Annotated in this window: 20 protein-coding genes; all 20 read right to left on the minus strand. The window is 48.1% G+C overall.

Going from position 1 to position 19,450, the window contains the following annotated elements; genetic code table 11:
- Positions 1-111 precede the first annotated feature (111 nt).
- Positions 112-903 carry a ribonuclease HII gene (locus DHX103_RS01595; RefSeq protein ID WP_422123530.1) on the minus strand — a complete coding sequence of 264 codons (792 nt, stop codon included), beginning with the start codon at positions 901-903 and terminating at the stop codon, positions 112-114.
- Positions 904-1,389: 486 nt separating this feature from the next.
- Complete coding sequence (gene ylqF, locus DHX103_RS01600; RefSeq protein WP_422123531.1) at positions 1,390-2,259, minus strand: ribosome biogenesis GTPase YlqF; 870 nt, start codon at positions 2,257-2,259, stop codon at positions 1,390-1,392.
- 11 nt (positions 2,260-2,270) lie between these two features.
- Positions 2,271-2,828 carry a signal peptidase I gene (lepB, locus tag DHX103_RS01605; RefSeq protein WP_422123532.1) on the minus strand — a complete coding sequence of 186 codons (558 nt, stop codon included), beginning with the start codon at positions 2,826-2,828 and terminating at the stop codon, positions 2,271-2,273.
- 100 nt (positions 2,829-2,928) lie between these two features.
- A complete protein-coding gene (rplS, locus tag DHX103_RS01610) occupies positions 2,929-3,273 on the minus strand; it encodes a 50S ribosomal protein L19 (RefSeq protein ID WP_422123533.1) in 345 nt (114 codons plus the stop codon).
- A gap of 135 nt (positions 3,274-3,408) precedes the next feature.
- A complete protein-coding gene (gene trmD / locus DHX103_RS01615) occupies positions 3,409-4,134 on the minus strand; it encodes a tRNA (guanosine(37)-N1)-methyltransferase TrmD (protein WP_422123534.1) in 726 nt (241 codons plus the stop codon).
- Positions 4,131-4,649, minus strand: a complete 519-nt coding sequence (gene rimM, locus DHX103_RS01620) for a ribosome maturation factor RimM (protein WP_422123535.1) — start codon at positions 4,647-4,649, stop codon at positions 4,131-4,133. The genes trmD and rimM overlap by 4 nt, the downstream gene beginning before the upstream one ends.
- Positions 4,650-5,041: 392 nt before the next feature.
- Positions 5,042-5,275, minus strand: coding sequence for a KH domain-containing protein (locus DHX103_RS01625; RefSeq protein WP_422123536.1), 234 nt, complete (start codon positions 5,273-5,275; stop codon positions 5,042-5,044).
- Positions 5,276-5,288: 13 nt separating this feature from the next.
- Positions 5,289-5,561, minus strand: a complete 273-nt coding sequence (gene rpsP / locus DHX103_RS01630; RefSeq protein WP_422123537.1) for a 30S ribosomal protein S16 — start codon at positions 5,559-5,561, stop codon at positions 5,289-5,291.
- Positions 5,562-5,654: 93 nt separating this feature from the next.
- Positions 5,655-7,013, minus strand: coding sequence for a signal recognition particle protein (gene ffh / locus DHX103_RS01635; protein ID WP_422123538.1), 1,359 nt, complete (start codon positions 7,011-7,013; stop codon positions 5,655-5,657).
- Positions 7,014-7,025: 12 nt separating this feature from the next.
- Positions 7,026-7,349: a putative DNA-binding protein gene (locus tag DHX103_RS01640; RefSeq protein WP_422124702.1), complete on the minus strand. Its 324-nt coding sequence runs from the start codon at positions 7,347-7,349 to the stop codon at positions 7,026-7,028.
- A gap of 67 nt (positions 7,350-7,416) precedes the next feature.
- Entirely contained in the window at positions 7,417-8,433 is a 1,017-nt protein-coding gene (ftsY, locus tag DHX103_RS01645) for a signal recognition particle-docking protein FtsY (protein ID WP_422123539.1), read from the minus strand.
- A 16-nt stretch (positions 8,434-8,449) separates the two neighbouring features.
- Positions 8,450-11,998: a chromosome segregation protein SMC gene (gene smc, locus DHX103_RS01650; protein ID WP_422123540.1), complete on the minus strand. Its 3,549-nt coding sequence runs from the start codon at positions 11,996-11,998 to the stop codon at positions 8,450-8,452.
- Between the two features lie 3 nt (positions 11,999-12,001).
- A complete protein-coding gene (gene rnc, locus DHX103_RS01655) occupies positions 12,002-12,757 on the minus strand; it encodes a ribonuclease III (protein ID WP_422123541.1) in 756 nt (251 codons plus the stop codon).
- Between the two features lie 133 nt (positions 12,758-12,890).
- Positions 12,891-13,127 carry an acyl carrier protein gene (locus DHX103_RS01660; RefSeq protein ID WP_117302720.1) on the minus strand — a complete coding sequence of 79 codons (237 nt, stop codon included), beginning with the start codon at positions 13,125-13,127 and terminating at the stop codon, positions 12,891-12,893.
- A gap of 40 nt (positions 13,128-13,167) precedes the next feature.
- Positions 13,168-13,914 carry a 3-oxoacyl-[acyl-carrier-protein] reductase gene (fabG, locus tag DHX103_RS01665; RefSeq protein WP_422123542.1) on the minus strand — a complete coding sequence of 249 codons (747 nt, stop codon included), beginning with the start codon at positions 13,912-13,914 and terminating at the stop codon, positions 13,168-13,170.
- Entirely contained in the window at positions 13,911-14,846 is a 936-nt protein-coding gene (gene fabD, locus DHX103_RS01670; protein ID WP_422123543.1) for an ACP S-malonyltransferase, read from the minus strand. The genes fabG and fabD overlap by 4 nt, the downstream gene beginning before the upstream one ends.
- Positions 14,843-15,835 (minus strand): phosphate acyltransferase PlsX, encoded by a 993-nt coding sequence (gene plsX, locus DHX103_RS01675; protein ID WP_422123544.1) that lies wholly within the window; start codon positions 15,833-15,835, stop codon positions 14,843-14,845. Before plsX ends, fabD begins: the two co-directional genes overlap by 4 nt.
- Positions 15,832-16,416 (minus strand): transcription factor FapR, encoded by a 585-nt coding sequence (gene fapR, locus DHX103_RS01680; RefSeq protein ID WP_422123545.1) that lies wholly within the window; start codon positions 16,414-16,416, stop codon positions 15,832-15,834. Before fapR ends, plsX begins: the two co-directional genes overlap by 4 nt.
- A gap of 91 nt (positions 16,417-16,507) precedes the next feature.
- On the minus strand, positions 16,508-18,550 hold the full coding sequence (gene recG / locus DHX103_RS01685) for an ATP-dependent DNA helicase RecG (RefSeq protein WP_422123546.1): 2,043 nt from the start codon (positions 18,548-18,550) through the stop codon (positions 16,508-16,510).
- Positions 18,540-19,439: an L-serine ammonia-lyase, iron-sulfur-dependent, subunit alpha gene (sdaAA, locus tag DHX103_RS01690; RefSeq protein ID WP_422123547.1), complete on the minus strand. Its 900-nt coding sequence runs from the start codon at positions 19,437-19,439 to the stop codon at positions 18,540-18,542. Before sdaAA ends, recG begins: the two co-directional genes overlap by 11 nt.
- Positions 19,440-19,450: the final 11 nt, after the last annotated feature.

The following is a 19,450-nucleotide window of genomic DNA, read 5'->3' on the forward strand; positions in this document are numbered from 1 at the left end:
CCAATCAAACATCTGTCTCGTAATTTTATTGCCTCTACCATTGTATTAAAGTTGCCACAAAATGTCCACAGTAGACCGCCAAGCTAGTGAATACTTGGAATATTCAGTTGCCTATGGGTTGGTTTTTATGGCTATTCCTTCCGTCAACATCCCTTTTACCGGTTCAAAAGTGCGGCGGTGAATGGGCGTCGGACCAAAGAGGCGGATAGCTTCTACATGCAATTTGGTCCCGTAACCCGCATGCTGATCGAAACCGTATTCGGGATATTCAGCGGCATAAGCCTCCATAATGGCATCCCGTCCCGTCTTCGCCAAAATCGACGCGGCCGCGATCGCTAAACTTTTCGCGTCACCTTTGATGATTGACTCGCATGGAATGCCGATGTCAACCTGCATGGCGTCGGCCAGCAGCATGGATGGTGCCGGTTCGAGTGCTGCCGCCGCTTCTGCCATGGAAATCTTTGTCGCCTGATAAATATTCAGACGGTCAATTTCTTCCGGCGGCTGGATATGTACGGAATAACTGATCGCAATTTTTTTTATTTCTTCAGCAAAATATTCCCGTCTTGCTTTGGGTATTTTTTTGGAATCGTCGAGGCCAATGAGCGTCGGACATTCTTCCGGCAGGATGACTGCAGCAGTGACGACCGGTCCGGCGAGCGGCCCCCGACCTGCCTCATCGATTCCGGCAACTTTCCAATCCCGCTGTTGTTTAAAGGAATCATCGAAATCTTGTTTGGCTCCATGATTCTCCAATAGTTTTTCATGAAGTTGTTGTTTACGCTTCCAGGAAACCAGGAGTTTCTGCACAGACTTCCTGTCATCCGACTCCAGCTCATCCATCCACGGTTCCCAATTAAGTGTACTGGAGAGCTTTTCGCGTATTGCTATAATTTTATCCATCAAGATGCTCCTTCCTAATCGGTAATTTTATATATATATTTCGGGCTATATAAGTTCAAGAATAGAATTATGTTTTCATTACGCTTTGGCACTTTGGACAAGGACAAAGATTATGCTCCTGCGCAAGCTCGTCGCAAAGGAAGTGCCATCTTCGCAAGGCACACCGTGGCTCCCACTATAAGCCGAGAAGAGCATTCGCCTTCTCCACTGTCGGCATTCCGGAACCGTGCCGGCGGTGAGAGGAATCTTTAGAGATATGGAGCAAAACAGCGAAGACGCCATGGGGAGCAGGCGGATGCCGACGAAGTGCAAGATCCACTCGGGCGAAGTGAAACGAGACCGAGTTAGCTCAGCGCGAGCCCCCAGGCAAGCGAAGCTGTTTTGCGCAATATCGGTTACAATAGATTTTCAGCTCAACTTATATGGTCTATAAGAAAAGAGGCTATCCCATAATCGGATCAGCCTCTTTCATTGTCTGCAGCTATACTATTCCTCTTCTTCTACAATCATTTCATCTCTATAATCGAAAGTCACTCTGCCAAGATATTGATTGCGAATATCGCGAATAATTGCCTCAGCTGTCATTTCATAATCCACTTCACCATCATGTGCCACGAACCGACGCTTTTTGGCGATATGATCAAATGTATGAACAATTTCTTCGTCTACATGATCGATGCCGTATCGCTCTTTTAATCGCTCCGGATAGCGCTCTTCCAAAAATTTCAGCGCGTAGATCGCCAATTCCTGCATTTGGATGACGGAATCCTTGATAGCGCCAGTGACCGCTAATTTAAAGCCGGTTTCCGGATCTTCGAACTTCGGCCATAGAATACCAGGTGTATCAAGCAATTCAATTTCCTTGCCTACTTTGATCCATTGCTGGGCTTTAGTCACACCCGGCATATTGCCTGTTTTGGCCAGGCTCTTTTTCGACAGCCGATTGATCAAAGTCGATTTTCCGACGTTTGGTATGCCGACGATCATCGCACGGATGGCCCGTGGTTTGATCCCTTTGGCAATCATACGGTCCCATTTTTCAGACAAGATCTCTTTGGAGGCTTTCGTTACCGCTTGCAGTCCTTTTCCTTCGAGTGAGTTGATGGCGACTGCCCGCGTGCCTTGTTCTTCAAAATAGCGGATCCATTTTTTGGTTTCCGTTTCATCTGCCATGTCCATCTTATTCAGAATGATTAGCCGCGGTTTTAGCTGGATCACCTGATCGATCATCGGATTGCGTGATGATAACGGAAGCCTTGCATCAACCAATTCAAAAATAATATCTACCAATTTCAGTTTTTCAGTTACTTCTCTCCGGGCTTTCGCCATGTGTCCCGGGAACCATTGAATCGTCATAAAACCTCTCCTTACTTCACAATTCCAGCCTCTTCAAATGGCCAGAATACAAAACTCGTGCTGCCGACTACTTCTTCCATCGGAACTACGCCGATAATCCGGCTGTCCTTGCTATGGCGACGGTTATCGCCCATTACAAAAACTGTTCCTTCGGGGACAGTGCCCGCATTAATCTTTTCTTCCAGGGTGAAATCTTCTGTAAATGTGCCGTTGATGCCATTTTTGTAATCATCAAGATACGGCTCATCAACCGGTTCACCGTTAATGTATAATTGATCATCCTCATAGGCAACATGATCGCCAGGCAGGCCGATGATCCGCTTGATGTAATCTTTAGCTTCAGGCGCATGAAAAACAATGATGTCGAACCTGTCAGGTGCCCCGATGTTATAACCGATTTTATTGACAATCATGCGATCGCCGTGTTCAAGCGTCGGCATCATCGATTCTCCATCAACCACAATCGGTGTGAAAAGGAAGATCCGGATAATTGCCGCGAGGCCGAATGCTATCAATAAAGCCTTTGACCATTCCCAAACTTCGTTTTTCTTTTTGACTTCTGTTTCCATGCGGGTTCCTCCCTAAGCTTTGTGTTTTAATTGTACAAGGATAATTACATTTAAGCAAAAAAGAAAGAGGGCGCGGACGCCCTCTTTCTGCAATGCAATCTTATCGAATTTCTTTGATGCGTGCTGCTTTACCGCGTAGGTTACGCAAGTAGTACAGTTTCGCACGACGAACTTTACCGCGACGGGTAACTTCAAGTTGAGCAATTTTAGGTGTGTGTACAGGGAATGTACGTTCAACACCAACACCGTAAGAGATTTTGCGGACTGTGAATGACTCACTGATCCCGCCTCCACGACGACCAATTACAACTCCTTCGTATACCTGAACACGTTCGCGTGTACCCTCGACAACTTTAACGTGGACACGAACAGTGTCTCCAGGACGGAAATTCGGAAGATCCGTACGAAGCTGTTCTTTTGTGATTTCTGTAATAATGTTTTGCATGGTTTTCTCTCCTTCTACAGATGCTCTTACAGTCATTTTCCGATTGCAGCGGAACACCGTGATCCTGTACTCTACATAAAAGTACAGACTCCATGTTATCACTAAGCGAATGCTTATGCAAGAGTTAATCTGTGATCATTTTTCTTTTTTCAGTTCATCCAAAATCTTCTGTTGAGCTGCAGTAAGATCCATTTTTTCAAGCAAATCCGGCCGCCGTTCGAGCGTTCTTTTTAAGGTCTGCTCTTCACGCCATTTATCGACGAGTCCATGATTGCCCGAAGTCAGCACTTCCGGTACTTTCCACCCGCGATACTCGGCAGGCCGTGTATATTGCGGGTGTTCCAGAAAGCCGGTTGAAAAGGAATCTTTCACAGGCGAATCGGCATTGCCGAGCACACCCGGCAATAGCCGTACGACACTGTCAATGACGGTCATCGCGGCCAGTTCCCCACCAGTCAAAACGAAATCCCCGATGGAAATTTCATCAGTCACCAGATGGTCCCTGATCCGCTCATCGTATCCTTCGTAATGGCCGCAGATGAATATCAGCTCATCTTCCTGCGCCAGTTCTTCCGCCTTCTGTTGAGTGAAGCGCTCACCTTGCGGGCACATCAGGATGACACGGGGCTTAGCGTCTCCAGACAGCGCTTCTACTGCGTTAAATACGGGTTCAGGCTTCAGCACCATACCGGCGCCTCCACCGAACGGATAATCATCGACCTGGCGTTTATTGTCGGCAAAATCTCTGAAATCGGAAACGGCAAACGTTACCGCGTTCTTCTCCTGTGCTTTTTTCATCATCGACTGATTGAAAACACCTTCGAACATTGGTGGAAATAAAGAAAGGACATTGATCTTCATTCGTTCAACAAGCCTTCCATGACTTCGATTGTCACTTTCTTTTCCTCGACATCAATTTCCTTTACGATTTCTTCGATATAGGGAATATAATGCTTTTTGCCGGTTGGGGGGGTAACTTCCCACACATCATTTGCGCCGGTCTCCAAAATTTCAGTGATTTTGCCAAGTTCGCGTCCTTCATCCGTGAATACGGTGCATCCCAGTATTTCATGATGGTAGTATGCGCCTTCTTCCAATTCCGTCAGATCGTGTTCCGCAATCCGCAAATACGAATCCTTGAACTCTTCCACGTCCTGGATGAACGGATAGCCTTCAAACGTCAGCAGCTCAAAGTTCTTGTGCTGTCTGCGGCTGGCGATTGTCACCATGATCGGCTTTTTAGCATCTTTTTTGAACAGCCCAAGTTTTGTTCCAATTGCAAAACGTTCATCCGGAAAATCCGTACGGGATAAAACCCGAACTTCTCCCTGGATTCCGTGAGTATTAACGATTTTTCCTACATTAAACCATTCCACGCACAAACATCCTTTCGTTTTCGGTTTTCTACTATGAGTTTTATAACTATTAACATAAAAAGCATCATCTAATTGAACGTGAAATCGCTTCAGGTGGACGCTTTCCGCGGGCGTGAATCGTTTGCGACGAAGCTAGCGAAGCGATGCAGGAGCACATCTTTGCACTTCGCCACCTTCCGCTCTTTCACTTGAGAGTTTTATTAAGAGATATGGAGCAAAACAGCGCAGACGCCATGGGGACCAAGCGAAGTGCTGAGATCCACTCGGGCGAAGTGAAACGAGACCGAGTTAGCTCAGCGCAAGCCCCCAGGCAAGCGCAGCTGTTTTGCGGAATATCGGCTATAACGACAATCCCAAGAAAAAAGGAAGGAACCGGGGCTCCTTCCTTTTACTCAATCCACAATATCGAGGTAAGTTTTCTTCTTATGATGATTGCCTGCCGCTGAATACACGATGGCGCGGATGGCTTTCGCCACCCGGCCTTGCTTACCGATAATTTTTCCAGTGTCTTCCTGATGAACAGAAAGCTTGTAGACAATACGGCTATTATTTTCGTCAATTTCAATACGAACTTCTTCCGGATGATCGACCAGCGGTTTCACAACGGTTTCAATCAGCTGCTTCATAAGAAAATCTCCCTTACTTGTTTAATTTGTCGTTATGGAATTTCTCCATAATGCCTTTTTGAGAAAACAAGTTACGAACAGTATCTGATGGTTTAGCACCATCGTGAAGCCATTTCAACACTAACTCTTCGTCGATTTTAACTTCAGCTGGAACTGTCAGTGGGTTGTAAGTACCTACTGTCTGGATTTGACGGCCGTCACGTGGAGCACGTGAGTCAGCTACTACGATACGGTAAAAAGGAGATTTTTTTGCTCCCATACGTTTCAAGCGAATTTTTACTGCCATTTCTTAAAGCACCTCCGAATAGTTTCACACAAGATATTATATTAGCAAGCTTTAAATAGTTTGTAAAGTATTTTTTCTTAACACCTTAAAAAATTATTTAAAAAGTGAGTCCAGGCCTGGCATCGACATCTTTTTCTTGCCTTTTTTGCCGCCCATACCGGACATTTGTTTCATCATTTTCTTCATATCTTCAAATTGTTTCAACAGGCGGTTCACATCCTGTATCGAAGTTCCTGATCCTCTGGCGATCCTTTTTTTACGGTTTGCGTTGATGATCTCAGGAGTTGTTTTCTCTTGAGTCGTCATTGAATAGATGATCGCTTCGACACGGCCCATCTGGCTTTCATCCACTTTTGCGTTTTCCAGCCCTTTGATTTTATTGGCGCCAGGCATCATTTTCAGAATTTCATCCAGTGGCCCCATCTGCTTCACTTGGGCAAGCTGTTCCAGAAAATCATCAAATGTAAAGGAAGACGTGCGGAATTTCTCTTCCAGCTGTTTCGCTTTTTCTTCATCGACATTGGTCTGCGCTTTTTCAATCAGCGACAGCATATCGCCCATGCCGAGAATTCGGGAAGCCATGCGTTCCGGATGGAACACATCGAGCGCATCCAATTTTTCACCCATACCGACGAATTTGATCGGTTTTTGGGTAACTGTGCGGATGGATAATGCCGCACCACCTCGGGTATCACCATCAAGTTTCGTCAAAACGACCCCTGAGATGCCGATTGCTTCATCAAAGCTTTGTGCTACATTGACGGCATCCTGTCCGGTCATCGCATCGACGACCAGGAAGATTTCATCGGGCTCTTTTAATGCACGGATATCTTTCAATTCCTGCATCAAATCTTCATCGATATGCAGACGGCCTGCGGTATCAATGATGACGGTATCCATATGTTCGGCTTTTGCGTGTTCAATCGCCTGGCGTGCAATTTCAACCGGCGAGATATCTGTGCCTTTTGAAAATACCGGAATTGTCAGCTGCTTGCCGATCGTCTCCAATTGCTGAACTGCCGCAGGACGGTAGACATCAGCCGCAACCAATAATGGTTTGCGGTTGTGCTTTTTGCGCAGCAAACCAGCCAATTTACCCGTGGTGGTCGTTTTACCGGCCCCTTGCAGACCGACCATCATGATGACGGTCGGTTGTTTGGTTGAAAAGTTGATTTTGCTTTCTTCGCCGCCCATCAATTCTGTCAGCTCATCTTTAACGATTTTTACGACCTGCTGGCCCGGCGTCAAGCTTTCCATGACATCCGAACCTGCAGCGCGTTCACTTACTTTTTTGACGAATTCCTTGACGACTTTCAAGTTAACATCCGCTTCGATTAACGCGAAGCGGACTTCACGCATCATTTCTTTGACGTCTGCTTCAGACACCTTGCCCTTGCCTTTGATCTTTGTCATGGTGCCTTGCAGGCGTTCGGATAAACCTTCAAATGCCATTCGTTCCGCCTCCTAATCCCATTCTTTTAATTCACTGAGAAATTTACGGATCGATTCATCAGTGAAAGGCTCTTTTTCAAATGAAGAAACCAATTCCTGCCGCCGCTTAAATTTATCAAACAGCTGCAGCTTCGCTTCGTATTCTTCAAGCATTGCTTCAGTCCGGCGAATGTTATCATATACCGCCTGGCGTGTAATATGGTATTCTTCAGCAATTTCACCCAAAGAATGGTCATCCAAATAATACAGCATCATATAACTGCGTTGTTTTGGCGTCAGCAATTCCTGATAGAAATCGAACAGATAATTCATTCGCGTTGTTTTTTCCAAGCCCATCATTTCTGCTCACCCCGTTCATTCTACCAACAACCATACTGAAAATGAATTCAGCTGTCAAGTATTTTTACTTGTCTGCAGAACCTTCTTCAAGCTGTTCTTCCTTATCCAAACCTTCAGCAAACAGGCCATACACATACTTCTGTGGATCAAATGGCTGCAGGTCGTCCATTTTCTCCCCGAGACCGACAAACTTTACAGGAATTTTCAATTTATTGCGGATTGCCAATACGATACCGCCTTTGGCTGTGCCGTCCAGTTTTGTCAGGACGATACCCGTAACTTCTGTGACATCCTTGAACGTCTGCGCCTGGATCATGGCATTTTGGCCCGTTGTGGCATCAAGCGCCAGCAGCACTTCGTGCGGAGCGCCAGGCACTTCACGCGAGATGACGCGGTGGATTTTTTCCAGTTCATTCATCAGATTGACTTTGTTCTGAAGGCGTCCTGCCGTATCACAGATCAATACATCAACGCCGCGGGATTTTGCCGACCGCACTGCGTCGTACATGACCGCAGCCGGATCCGATCCTGCGGCCTGTTTAACGACATCAACGCCAACCCGTTGTCCCCATACATCCAATTGTTCGATTGCACCGGCACGGAAAGTATCACCGGCAGCCAGCATGACGGATTTGCCATCATTTTTCAACCGGTGTGCCAGTTTGCCGATGGTCGTCGTCTTGCCGACTCCATTGACACCCACCATCAGGATGACAGTCAGGCCATCGGCGAATTTGATGTCGTTCAGTTCAGCATCTCCGGCCTGGTAGATTTCCACCAGTTTTTCGGATATGACCGATTGCACATTGGAAGTATCGCGGACATTTTTGCGCTGCACTTCGTAGCGTAAATCGTCCATCAATTCGAGGACAGTTTCAAAACCGACGTCCGCCTGCAGCAGCACTTCTTCGAGTTCTTCGAAGAAATCTTCATCCACTTTGCGGTATTTCGCGACAAGATCATTAATTTTTGAAGTAAATCCGGTACGGGTTTTTTCCAGACCTTCTTTGTATTTTTCGGTTGATTGTTCTTCCTCGGCATTGCCAGCGAATTTATCTTTCAGCTTTTTGAAAAAACTCACTCCATCACTCCTCTAATTATAATTGTTCCTGCAATTTAACAGAAACAAGCTTGGAAATGCCTGATTCCTGCATCGTAATGCCGTAGAGCACATCCGCACCTTCCATCGTCCCTTTGCGGTGGGTGATGACGATAAATTGGGTATCTTCACTGAATTTCTTCAAATATTGGCTATAGCGTACGACATTCGATTCATCGAGTGCCGCTTCCACTTCATCGAGAATACAGAACGGCACCGGGCGTATGTTCAGGATGGCGAATAATAACGCGATTGCCGTCAACGCCCGTTCGCCTCCCGATAGCAAGCTGAGGTTCTGCAGCTTTTTGCCTGGCGGCTGAGCAATGATTTCCACGCCTGTAGCCAGCATATCCTCCGGATTGGTCAGCACGAGATCAGCTGAGCCTCCGCCGAATAATTCTTTGAATACCCGCTGAAAATGGGTCCGGATGGCATGGAAAGTCTCATCGAAACGAGTCGTCATTTCTTCGTCCATTTCGCGGATGACTGTCCGCAACGTTTCTTTCGCCTCATTGAGGTCATTGCGCTGCTCGGTCAGGAAACTGTGGCGCTCCGCCACATGTTCGAATTCCTCGATGGAACCGATATTGACCGGCCCCAGTTCGTCGATGGACTGTTTCAGCAATTTGACCTTTTTGCGCACAACATCTTCCGCGTCTGCGAGTTCAAATTCCATCGCCTGTTCCAGTGTCAGCTCGTATTTGGTTTCGAGTTGAGCGAGAAGGCTCTGAATCTGGACATCCAGCCGCGTCGATTTGACTTCGCAGATGCGGATCGCTTCGACAAAGCCCTTATGAAGCCGCTGAATTTCTTTCAGCTCCTGCTCCAATGCGGTCAACTCGTTCTGATTGGCAGTACGGCGTTCTTTCAGCTCGCCGATCTGCTGCTGTCCGGTCTGCTTTTTATGCGTCCAATTGGCAATTTGAGCAATAATTTCTTCATCAGAATAAACTTTTACCGCTTCTTCCGATTGCATCCACTCGAGCTCTGAACGAATTTCATCCACCTTGCGTGCGCTTTTGTTCCGGCGCTCCAGCAATTCGGTTTCACTTTGGGTCAGCTGATTGACGCGCTCTTTCATGACCGCCATTTTTGATTTCTCGTCAGCAAATCTCACCAGCACCGCGTCGCGGGCACTTTCATTTTGCTGCTTGAATTCGGTCAATTCCTCAATCCGCGCTGAAGTTCCGGAAAGTTCGGAAGTTATTTCACCGAGCCTGTTGGATGCCGTTTCTTTGCGGCCGGTTACCGCATCGAGATCGGAACCTTTGTTTTTCTGTTCAGCCTGGAAGACTTTGAAACGCTCTTTGGTGGTGTTGAGCACGGCGTTGATTTCGCGCAGCGTCATGGCCCGTTCCGATTCCAAATCCCGGTATTTCTCCCCATCCGAGCGCAAATCATTCAGTTTCCGCTCTGTGCTGTGGACGTCGGATTGCTCTTTTTGCACGGTTTTTTCTGCTAGTGCAATCGTGTTCTTCATTTCTTTCGCTTGTTCCTGCAATTGTTCCAGCTCCGCTTTTCGGGTGAAGAACGATGCCTGTGTTTTATTGGCGCCGCCGGTCATTGAACCGCCGGCATTGACGATGTCTCCATCCAGCGTTACGACTCTGTACCTGTTGCCGATCGATTTCGCAATTGCCGTCGCACCCTTCAGGTCATCGGCAATGATGACGTTGCCGAGCAGGTTCTCGATGATCATGCTGTAAGCCGGTTCATAATCCACCAATTCAAATGCCATTTTGATAAATGAGGGATGCTGGCGGACAGAAGCTAATGTGTGTTCGGGAATCGTTCTCGGTTTCATGACAGTCATCGGCAGGAAAGTGGAACGGCCCGCTCTTTTTTCCCGCAGGAAATTGATCGCTTTGCGCGCATCTTCCTCGTTTGCCGTGACAATATGCTGGCTTGAAGCTCCAAGAGCCGTTTCAATCGCTTTTGCATAATCCTGCTCCACTTGGGCAATTTCTGCTACTGCACCGACAATGCCGGATAATTTGCCCTTTTCACGCGCTTGCAGCACTTCCCGGACGCCTTGGAAAAAGCCTGAGAAATCAGCTTCCAATTCCTGCAGCGTCTCGATGCGTGACTCCATTTGCTTTTGTGATTGGTAGGCTTGGAACAGCATATTCTGCTTTTTATCAAATGACGCTTTAGACTGTTGGTAAGCGGTTTCGGTTTCCCGGTATAAAGTACGCTTTTCTTCCAGCAGCGTTTTAATGGTGTTGTGTTTCCCTTCAGCTTCGGCTTTTTCCTTTTCAAGCCTTTGTAGTTCGCTGTCAAAATCTTCCTGTTGCAATGCGATTCTGCTGGTCGATTCCGACAATTGCTGCTGTTGAAGATCGATATTTTTCAATTCATTTTTGACGGTCGCCTGTTCGTTCATCAATTCGATATACTGCGATTTGAAAGATTCGATTTCATTTTCAATGTCGGCCGGAGTTCTGCTCAATTGCTCTTCCAGCTGCCGGATCGAATCCCGGATCTTTTGCTGTTCGGATTTTCGTTCTTCCAGCAGACCCAGCTGCTCGTTGTGCTTTGCCGTCAACAATTCGAGTTCCGCGAGTTCAGCATCCAGATTTTCCTGCAGCTGTTTGGCCTGGCGGTCGGCGTTATGCTTTTTCTCAGACATCAGCAATTTGCGGCCTTCCCATTTCTCCGTTTCGGAACTAGCTTCTATCAGGCTGCTCTGTTGTGCATCAATTTCTCCGTCAAGCTGTGCCAGCAATTTACGGATGTGGGACACCGTCTCTTCTTTTCCGGCGATTTCTCCTGATAATGCCTGTTCTTTAGTAATTTGCGCTTCGGCATCTTCGCCCAATTGTTCCAGTTCAGTCGTCAGGCGGTCAGCGTCAAACGCCAGAAGGGCAATGTCCGAATCCTTCAGCTCTTCACTCATATCCAGAAAGTCACGTGCAGCGGACGCCTGAATTTGCAGCGGTTCCATGCGGCCGTCCAACTCGTGGAGAATATCCAATACACGGTTCAGGTTTTCGTCGGTTTCATTCAGTTTCACTTCCGCCTTTTTCTTGCGCTGTTTGTATTTCAGCACACCGGCGACTTCTTCGAAAATTGAACGGCGTTCCTCCGCTTTGCTGTTCAGGATTTCATCCACCCTGCCCTGCGAAATAATGGAAAAAGCTTCTTTTCCGAGACCGGAATCCATGAAAAGGTCGGTGATATCCTTCAATCTGCAATTTTGCTTGTTTAAGAGATAGGCACTTTCTCCACTTCGAAAAACCCTCCTCGTTACGCTGATTTCGCTGTAATCGAGAGGGACGCGGCCATCTGTATTATCCAAAACCAAAGTAACTTCGGCAAAATTCAACGGTTTTCGTGAATCACTGCCGGCAAAAATGACGTCTTCCATCTTTCCGCCGCGCAATGATTTTGCGGATTGTTCTCCGAGGACCCAGCGAATGGCGTCGGTAACGTTGCTTTTCCCGCTGCCATTCGGTCCCACGACTGCTGTAACACCGGGGACAAAATCGATGCCGATGCGATCAGCGAACGATTTGAATCCCATGACTTCCAATCTCTTCAAAAACATTCTCTAGTCCTCCATTGCTTCCTGCAATTTACGGATTGCCAGCTGAGCTGCCTGCTGTTCCGCTTCTTTTTTGGACCGGCCGTTTCCTATGCCCAACTCTCTGTCGGCCAACGTGACACGTGTCACAAATATACGGCTGTGCGCAGGTCCTTTTTCATCGATGATTTCATAGCTCAATATTCCGGAATTCTTTTGCTGCACAATCTCCTGCAACTGGCTCTTATAATCCATCACATGCGAAAAAGCACCGATTTCCACTTTCGGGAAAAGAATCACTTCCAGAAATGAAACGACCGGTTCGAGTCCCTGATCCAGATACAAAGCCCCGACAAATGATTCAAACACATCAGCAAGCAGTGCCGGACGAGTGCGTCCACCGGTCAACTCTTCGCCTTTGCCGAGCAGGATATATTTGCCGAAATTCAATTCATTTGCAAAAAGAACAAGTGAAGGCTCGCAGACAATTGTTGCCCGCAGTTTCGTCAATTCCCCTTCGCTCATATCGGGATATTTCATATAAAGATAATGGGAAACCGATAATTCCAACACCGCGTCACCCAGAAATTCGAGGCGTTCGTTGTCCGTGAATTTTTTTCGGCGATGCTCATTCACATAAGATGAATGGGTAAAAGCTTGATAGAGCAGTACAGGATTTTGGAAGCTGACATCCAGTTCCTGTTGGAGCTCGCCGAACGCCTTGATGACGCTATCTTTCAGCACGCCCGGCTTTTGTGGGTTAAGGTTTTTTTTAATTGCCATTTTTATCTGCCTTCCTATGATGTTCTTCCGTCAATTTTACCTGTTTTCAGGCTCCAACGCAAAAAAGAATTGACGCATAATCGCTCCAGCTGCAGGCGATTATGCGTCAAGGTCATTTCGTTCAAATTAAAATTTACGCTTGTTTCTTCTCAATGTAAGAAACTGCGTCTCCTACTGTAGCCATGCCTTCTGCATCTTCATCAGAAATTTCCATATCGAATTCGTCTTCAAGCTCCATAACCAATTCAACTACATCCAATGAGTCCGCTCCCAGGTCTCCTGTGAAAGAAGCTTCAAGTTTCACTTCATTCTCTTCTACACCCAGACGATCTACGATTACTTTCGTTACTCTCTCCAATACTGTTGCCAATGTCGTCACCTCCCCTCAATGCAGTATACAGAAAACCAAATTACATGACCATCCCGCCGTCGAGATGCAAAGTTTGGCCAGTCATATACGACGCTTCATCCGATGCCAGGAACAATGCGGCTTTCGCCACTTCTTCCGGCTTGCCAAAACGGCCAAGCGGAATTTGTGCCATCATCGACTGTTGAATGTCTTCATTCAACCCATCTGTCATATCGGTGGTAATAAAACCTGGCGCTACTGCATTGGCCGTGATGCCTCTGCTCGCCAGTTCACGCGCTGTCGTTTTCGTCAAGCCGATGACACCGGCTTTTGAAGCGACATAATTTGCCTGGCCGGCGTTGCCCATTACGCCCACGATGGAAGCAATGTTGACAATGCGGCCAGAGCGCTGTTTCATCATCTGGCGTGTTACCGCTTTTGTGCAGACAAAGACACCTTTCAGATTGGTGTTGATGACATCGTCCCATTCGTCATCTTTCATCCGCATCATCAGGTTGTCGCGGGTGATTCCCGCGTTATTGACCAGAATATCAACGGATCCGAAAGTGGACATCGTCTCTTCGACCATCGCTTTCACAGCTTCTGCGTCAGAAACATTCGCTTTTACTGCGATTGCTTCACCGCCGTTTTCTTTGATCGACGCCACTACCGCTTCCGCTTTTTGCTGGCTGCCGCTGTAATTGACGACAACCTTTGCTCCGGCGTCTGCAAAACGTCGGGCGATTTCAGCTCCGATGCCTCGCGAGCCACCGGTGATTATTGCAGTCTTTCCTGTAAGGTCGCTCATTTTTTCAGCTCCTCTATCGCTTTTTCGCAGGATTCCACATCATGGACCGGCAACACAGTTACCGAGCGGTCGATTTTTTTCACCAGGCCGCTCAATACTTTTCCAGGTCCGATTTCAACGAACACCGTGACACCCAGTTCGATCATTTTGCGCACCGATTGCTCCCATAAAACCGGAGAGTATAATTGGCGGACAAGAAGATCCTGGATCTGCGCGGCGTTCGTTTGAGTTTCCGCCGTGACATTGGCCACCACTGGAACATGCGCATCGAGTAGGAAGGCTTTGCTTAATACTTCCGATAAGTTCTGTGAAGCCGGGCGCATCAATTCCGAATGGAACGGACCACTGACATCGAGTGGAATTGCCCGTTTGGCTCCATTTTCTCTTGCCAGTTTGCAAGCCTCCTCGACTCCCGCTTTGTTACCGGAAATAACGATTTGGCCCGGGCTGTTCAAGTTGGCCAATTGAACGACACCGGTTGAATCCGTCACGCGATCTGTAATTTCTTCAAGGTCTTTGCTATCCATGCCAAGAATCGCTGCCATCGTTCCTTCACCGGCAGGTACTGCTACATTCATGAAAAGTCCACGTTGATGCACAATTTCCACTGCATTTTCGAACGTCATGACCCCGGAAGCAACCAGTGCGCTGTATTCGCCCAGACTGTGGCCGGCTGTATAAGACGGCACAATGCCTTCACGCGCCAAACGTTCCGTGATCATTGAGCTGACCGTCAATAATGCCGGCTGCGCATGATATGTAAGTGTCAGCTCTTCCGCTGGCCCCTCGATCATCAATTTGGATAACTCGAAGCCCAGTGCTTTATCGGCTTCTTCAAAAAAACCACGGCTTCGTTCGTCGCTTAAAAAAGTTTCGCCCATTCCGACTGTCTGCGAACCTTGACCCGGATAGATAAATGCTATTTTCGTCATTCTGCCTGCTCCTTTTTCACCGTGTTGTAAATCGTGCCGGTCACATCAAACTGGATCATCGTACGGGTCTGGCGGATTGCATTGAAAAAAGCCGTGCTGTTTGATGAACCGTGCGCTTTGATGACGGGTGCTTTCAGGCCAAACAAGCCCGCGCCGCCGTATTCGCTGTAATCCAGCATCCCTTTCAAACCGCGCATATCCTCTTTTACCATTGCCGCAGCCAGTTTGTTTTTCATCGAAGACATAAAAACATCTTTGATCATCGCGAAAACATTCATCGCGGTGCCTTCAATCGTCTTCAAAACCATGTTTCCGGTAAATCCGTCCGTCACCACAACGTCCGCTGCTCCATTCAATAAATCCCGGGATTCCACATTGCCGATGAAATTGACCGGCGCTTCTTTCAATAATGGAAATGCCGCTTTGGTCAGATCATTGCCTTTTTTCTCTTCCGTGCCAATATTCAATAAACCGACCGTCGGATTTTCGATGCCGCGTACTTTTTCGGCATAAATGCTGCCCATGATGGCATATTGGACAAGGTGCTCCGGTCGCGCTTCGGCGTTCGCCCCCATATCCAGCATGACAAAACCTTTGCCGTCTATTGTCGGCAATGTCGGTGCCAACGCCGGACGGTCCACTCCGTCGATACGGCCGACGATAAACAGACCCGCTGACATCAATCCGCCGGTATTGCCCGCAGAAACGCAAGCATCCGCAGTTCCGTCTTTAACCGCCTGCGCCATCCGCACCATCGAAGCGTCTTTCTTTCTTCTGACCGAACGCACCGGATCATCTTCGGCTTCGATCTTCTCTTCACAGTGAAAGATCGTCAAACGTTCATGATCCTTCAAATAGGGCTGCATTTTTTCCTGATGGCCGAAAAGCTGGATTTCCAGATCGTTGAATTCGTCCAGCGCTTTAAGCACACCTTCGATTATTTCTTTTGGCGCGTTGTCTCCGCCCATGGCATCTACTGCTATTTTCATCCAACTTCACCTTCACTTTGCTCCGTCATTCGATACATTTCAAATGTCCCGATAAAAACTGTCACCTGGTCAACCGTTGATACGACTTTGACGAATGCCCGGTTCTTTTCGGGCTGCCTGTCGATCACTACAGCTTTCGCCACGATTCGCTGGCCCGCTTTAACGGGACGCAGGAACTGCAATTCCGATTTCACGGTCAACGCCAATTCTTCGTTCATAATGGCAACTGCCAGTGAGTTTGCCTGCGCAAAAAGATGATGCCCACGGGCAATCTGGTTGCGCTGGAAAACATGTTCCGGTTTGACGTCAAAAATTGAAATCGCTTTTTCATCCAATTCAATATCGATGATTTCTCCAATCACTTCATCTATTGGAAGCGACTTTACTTCATCTTCAAAAGTCTTTACGGCCACGTGTTTTATTCGTTCACGCAGTTCCGGTATCGCTAATTCCATCCGATCGAGCCTGATTGTCTGAACACTGACATCAAATTCGGCTGACAGCTCTTCGTCTGTCACGAACGGGTTTTCAACTATCGACTTCTTTAACGCTGTTTGCCGTTCTCTTTTCGTCCGTTTCACATTGTCACCGCCCGCTATTAGCACTTGGTACTAATATCAGTATATGGAAATAAAAAAAAGAATGCAAGGGCGAATCTCAAGCCCCGCATCCTCAGTCCAACCGCGCCATCGACAATGCGCCGGATTCTTCCAGCATTCTCCGCAGGCATTCGGTGTCACTGCCCGTCCAGAATTCATCGCTGTTGATGAGAATTTCGGCATCTTTTCGCGCTGTTTCAAGTGCCCTGTAATCATGGATCAGATCCGCCATCTTGAATTCAGGAATGCCGCTTTGTTTTCGGCCAAAGAAATCTCCCGGTCCCCGGAGTTTCAGATCCTTCTCCGCCAACACGAAACCATCATTCGTTTCAGTCATCGACGTCATCCGCTCTTTGCCGATTTCCGTTTTCGGATCCGCCAGCAGCACACAATAGGATTGCTCACTGCCTCGTCCGACACGCCCTCTCAATTGATGGAGTTGCGACAAACCGAATCGTTCCGCGTCATAAATCAACATGAACGACGCGTTCGGCACATTGACTCCGACTTCTACGACAGTCGTCGACACCAGCACGGCAATTTCCCCTTCCGTGAAGGAACGCATCGTTTCTTCCTTTTCATCTGAGTGGAGCCGGCCGTGCATCAAGCCGACAGTGTATTTGCCGTGGAAAACACTTGATAATTGGCTGTACAATTCTACCGCATTCTGAAAATCGAGTTTATCCGATTCTTCGATCAGCGGGCAGATGACATACGCTTGCCGGCCAGCGGCGAGTTCTTTTTCCATCCGGCCGACGATTTTTCCGAACATATCTTTTTTCATCCAGAAAGTTTGTATTTCTTTTCGGCCTACCGGCATCTCGTCGATAACGGAGACATCCATTTCCCCGAAAGCGGAAATCGCCAGCGTGCGCGGAATCGGCGTCGCTGTCATAAACAGCACGTCGGGATTGTATCCTTTATCTTTTAACACCCGGCGCTGATCGACGCCGAAGCGATGCTGCTCATCAGTGATGACCAGCCCCAGCTTCTTGAACTGGACGTCGGGTTGAATAAGCGCGTGGGTGCCGATCAGAATGTCGATTTCCCCATTCGCCAATTGTTCAAGGATCAGCTGGCGTCTTTTGCCTTTCACCGAACCGGTCAATAAGGCAATGGTTACCGGAAATGGCTCGAACCATTCCGCCAAGGTATTGGCATGCTGCTCAGCCAAAATTTCAGTCGGCGCCATCAATGCGCCCTGCAGACCAGCCGTTACACTGGCATACAGCGATATCGCCGCGACTACGGTTTTGCCGGAGCCCACATCCCCTTGCAGCAAGCGGTTCATGCGAAAAGGTTCTTTCATATCTTTGGATATTTCATTGACGACGCGTTTTTGCGCTCCCGTCAATTCGTATGGCAGGGATTGGACGAAATTCCGGACCTTTTCGACATCATAATCAATGAATGATCCGCCTTCTTCCTCCCGATTCTTTTTGCGCAAGGCCTGCATTTTTAATTGGAACATCAACAGTTCTTCGTAGACAAAACGCCGGCGCGCCTGCTTCAGCGACTCACCGTCCGGCGGAAAATGAACCCATTCCAGCGCTTCCGCGAGCGGCGCCAATTTATACTCCACCATCAATTTCTGCGGAATACATTCCTCCAAATCGCCTTTCGCCAAATCAAGTGCCTGGCGCATCAGTTTCCGGAACGTCTTCTGATGGATCGATCCTTTGAGGCTGTAGACCGGTTCAAAGTCTGCACCATCCGTACGGGGACCCATCGAATGATTGGATACCGTGATAATTTGCCGGCCGCGGTCCCATTTGCCTGTCAGCGTAATGATTTCGCCGATGTGCAATTTGGTTTTCACGTAATGCTGGTTGAAAAATACCGCTTTGATCAAATGCCGGCCCACCATCACCTGGACCGTCGTCCGTGATTTATTTTTACCTAAAAAAAGGACGGAAGGTTCGCTCTCGACCCTTCCCTCCACAGTGACTCGCTCATTATGCGGTGTGTCCACCAGATCTTTCAGCTGAAAATCTTCATGGCGGTACGGAAATGTCATTATCAGATCATCGATCGTTTCAATGTTCATTTCCTTCAACGTTTCAGCTGCCTGTTTGCCAACGCCCTTCAGGACGGCGACAGAATCATTACTTGCCACTGCCGACCACGGCTCCGCCGAAAATTTTCGACTCCAGCCATTTGCCTGTCGGAGTTGCCGCGAGTCCGCCTTTCGCGGTTTCCTTTAACGCACTCGGCATCGACTGGCCGATTTCGAACATCGCGCCGATGACTTCATCACACGGAATGCGGCTCGTTACGCCGGCCAAAGCCATGTCCGCCGCCACTACGGCATTCGACGCGCCCATTGCATTTCGTTTTACACATGGAACTTCCACTAATCCGGCAACCGGATCGCAAACCAACCCGAGCATATTCTTCATCGTGATGGCAAATGCTTCCGAACTTTGCTGCGCTGTGCCCCCGGCCATTTCAACGATTGCCGCTGCAGCCATTGCTGCGGCTGAACCGACTTCCGCCTGGCATCCACCGGCAGCACCGGAAATCGAAGCATTATTTGCGACAACAAAGCCGAACGCTCCGGAAGTAAATAAATAACGGATCATTTGTTCCCGCGTCGGGTTCAATTGATTTTTCACCGCAAACAAAGTGCCCGGTACGACGCCAGCAGAACCGGCAGTCGGTGTCGCACAGATAGTGCCCATCGCGGCATTCACTTCGTTTGTCGCGACCGCTTTACTAACAGCGTCAAGCATTAGGTTACCCGACAGTGAATTGCCTTTTTCGATATAGGCCTGCAGCAATACGGCATCTCCTCCAGTCAAGCCGGACACGGAATGCACGCCTTTCAGCCCTTTTTCAACCGCTTCTTCCATGACCGTCAGATTGCGTTCCATCTGCACCATGATTTCTTCGCGTGTGCGTTGCGTGATGATAATCTCCTGTTCGATCATGATTTCAGATATCAATTTATTTTCATTTTCAGCTCGTTCAACCAATTCTTTAACGTTACGGAATAAAACATCCATTATTGCATCCT

The sequence above is a fragment of the Planococcus daihaiensis genome (assembly GCF_049262615.1).
GTDB lineage: Bacteria > Bacillota > Bacilli > Bacillales_A > Planococcaceae > Planococcus.

Bases quoted from the DNA above. Each gene is read 5' to 3' on its own strand.
- fabD (WP_422123543.1), bottom strand. From the start codon at position 14,846: ATGACGAAAATAGCATTTATCTATCCGGGTCAAGGTTCGCAGACAGTC.
- DHX103_RS01595 (WP_422123530.1), bottom strand. From the start codon at position 903: ATGGATAAAATTATAGCAATACGCGAAAAGCTCTCCAGTACACTTAAT.
- smc (WP_422123540.1), bottom strand. From the start codon at position 11,998: ATGTTTTTGAAGAGATTGGAAGTCATGGGATTCAAATCGTTCGCTGAT.
- rpsP (WP_422123537.1), bottom strand. From the start codon at position 5,561: ATGGCAGTAAAAATTCGCTTGAAACGTATGGGAGCAAAAAAATCTCCT.
- fabG (WP_422123542.1), bottom strand. From the start codon at position 13,914: ATGAGCGACCTTACAGGAAAGACTGCAATAATCACCGGTGGCTCGCGA.
- lepB (WP_422123532.1), bottom strand. From the start codon at position 2,828: ATGGAAACAGAAGTCAAAAAGAAAAACGAAGTTTGGGAATGGTCAAAG.
- ylqF (WP_422123531.1), bottom strand. From the start codon at position 2,259: ATGACGATTCAATGGTTCCCGGGACACATGGCGAAAGCCCGGAGAGAA.
- plsX (WP_422123544.1), bottom strand. From the start codon at position 15,835: ATGAAAATAGCAGTAGATGCCATGGGCGGAGACAACGCGCCAAAAGAA.
- DHX103_RS01640 (WP_422124702.1), bottom strand. From the start codon at position 7,349: ATGGGCTTGGAAAAAACAACGCGAATGAATTATCTGTTCGATTTCTAT.
- DHX103_RS01625 (WP_422123536.1), bottom strand. From the start codon at position 5,275: ATGAAGCAGCTGATTGAAACCGTTGTGAAACCGCTGGTCGATCATCCG.
- sdaAA (WP_422123547.1), bottom strand. From the start codon at position 19,439: ATGGATGTTTTATTCCGTAACGTTAAAGAATTGGTTGAACGAGCTGAA.
- rnc (WP_422123541.1), bottom strand. From the start codon at position 12,757: ATGGCAATTAAAAAAAACCTTAACCCACAAAAGCCGGGCGTGCTGAAA.
- ffh (WP_422123538.1), bottom strand. From the start codon at position 7,013: ATGGCATTTGAAGGTTTATCCGAACGCCTGCAAGGCACCATGACAAAG.
- rplS (WP_422123533.1), bottom strand. From the start codon at position 3,273: ATGCAAAACATTATTACAGAAATCACAAAAGAACAGCTTCGTACGGAT.
- trmD (WP_422123534.1), bottom strand. From the start codon at position 4,134: ATGAAGATCAATGTCCTTTCTTTATTTCCACCAATGTTCGAAGGTGTT.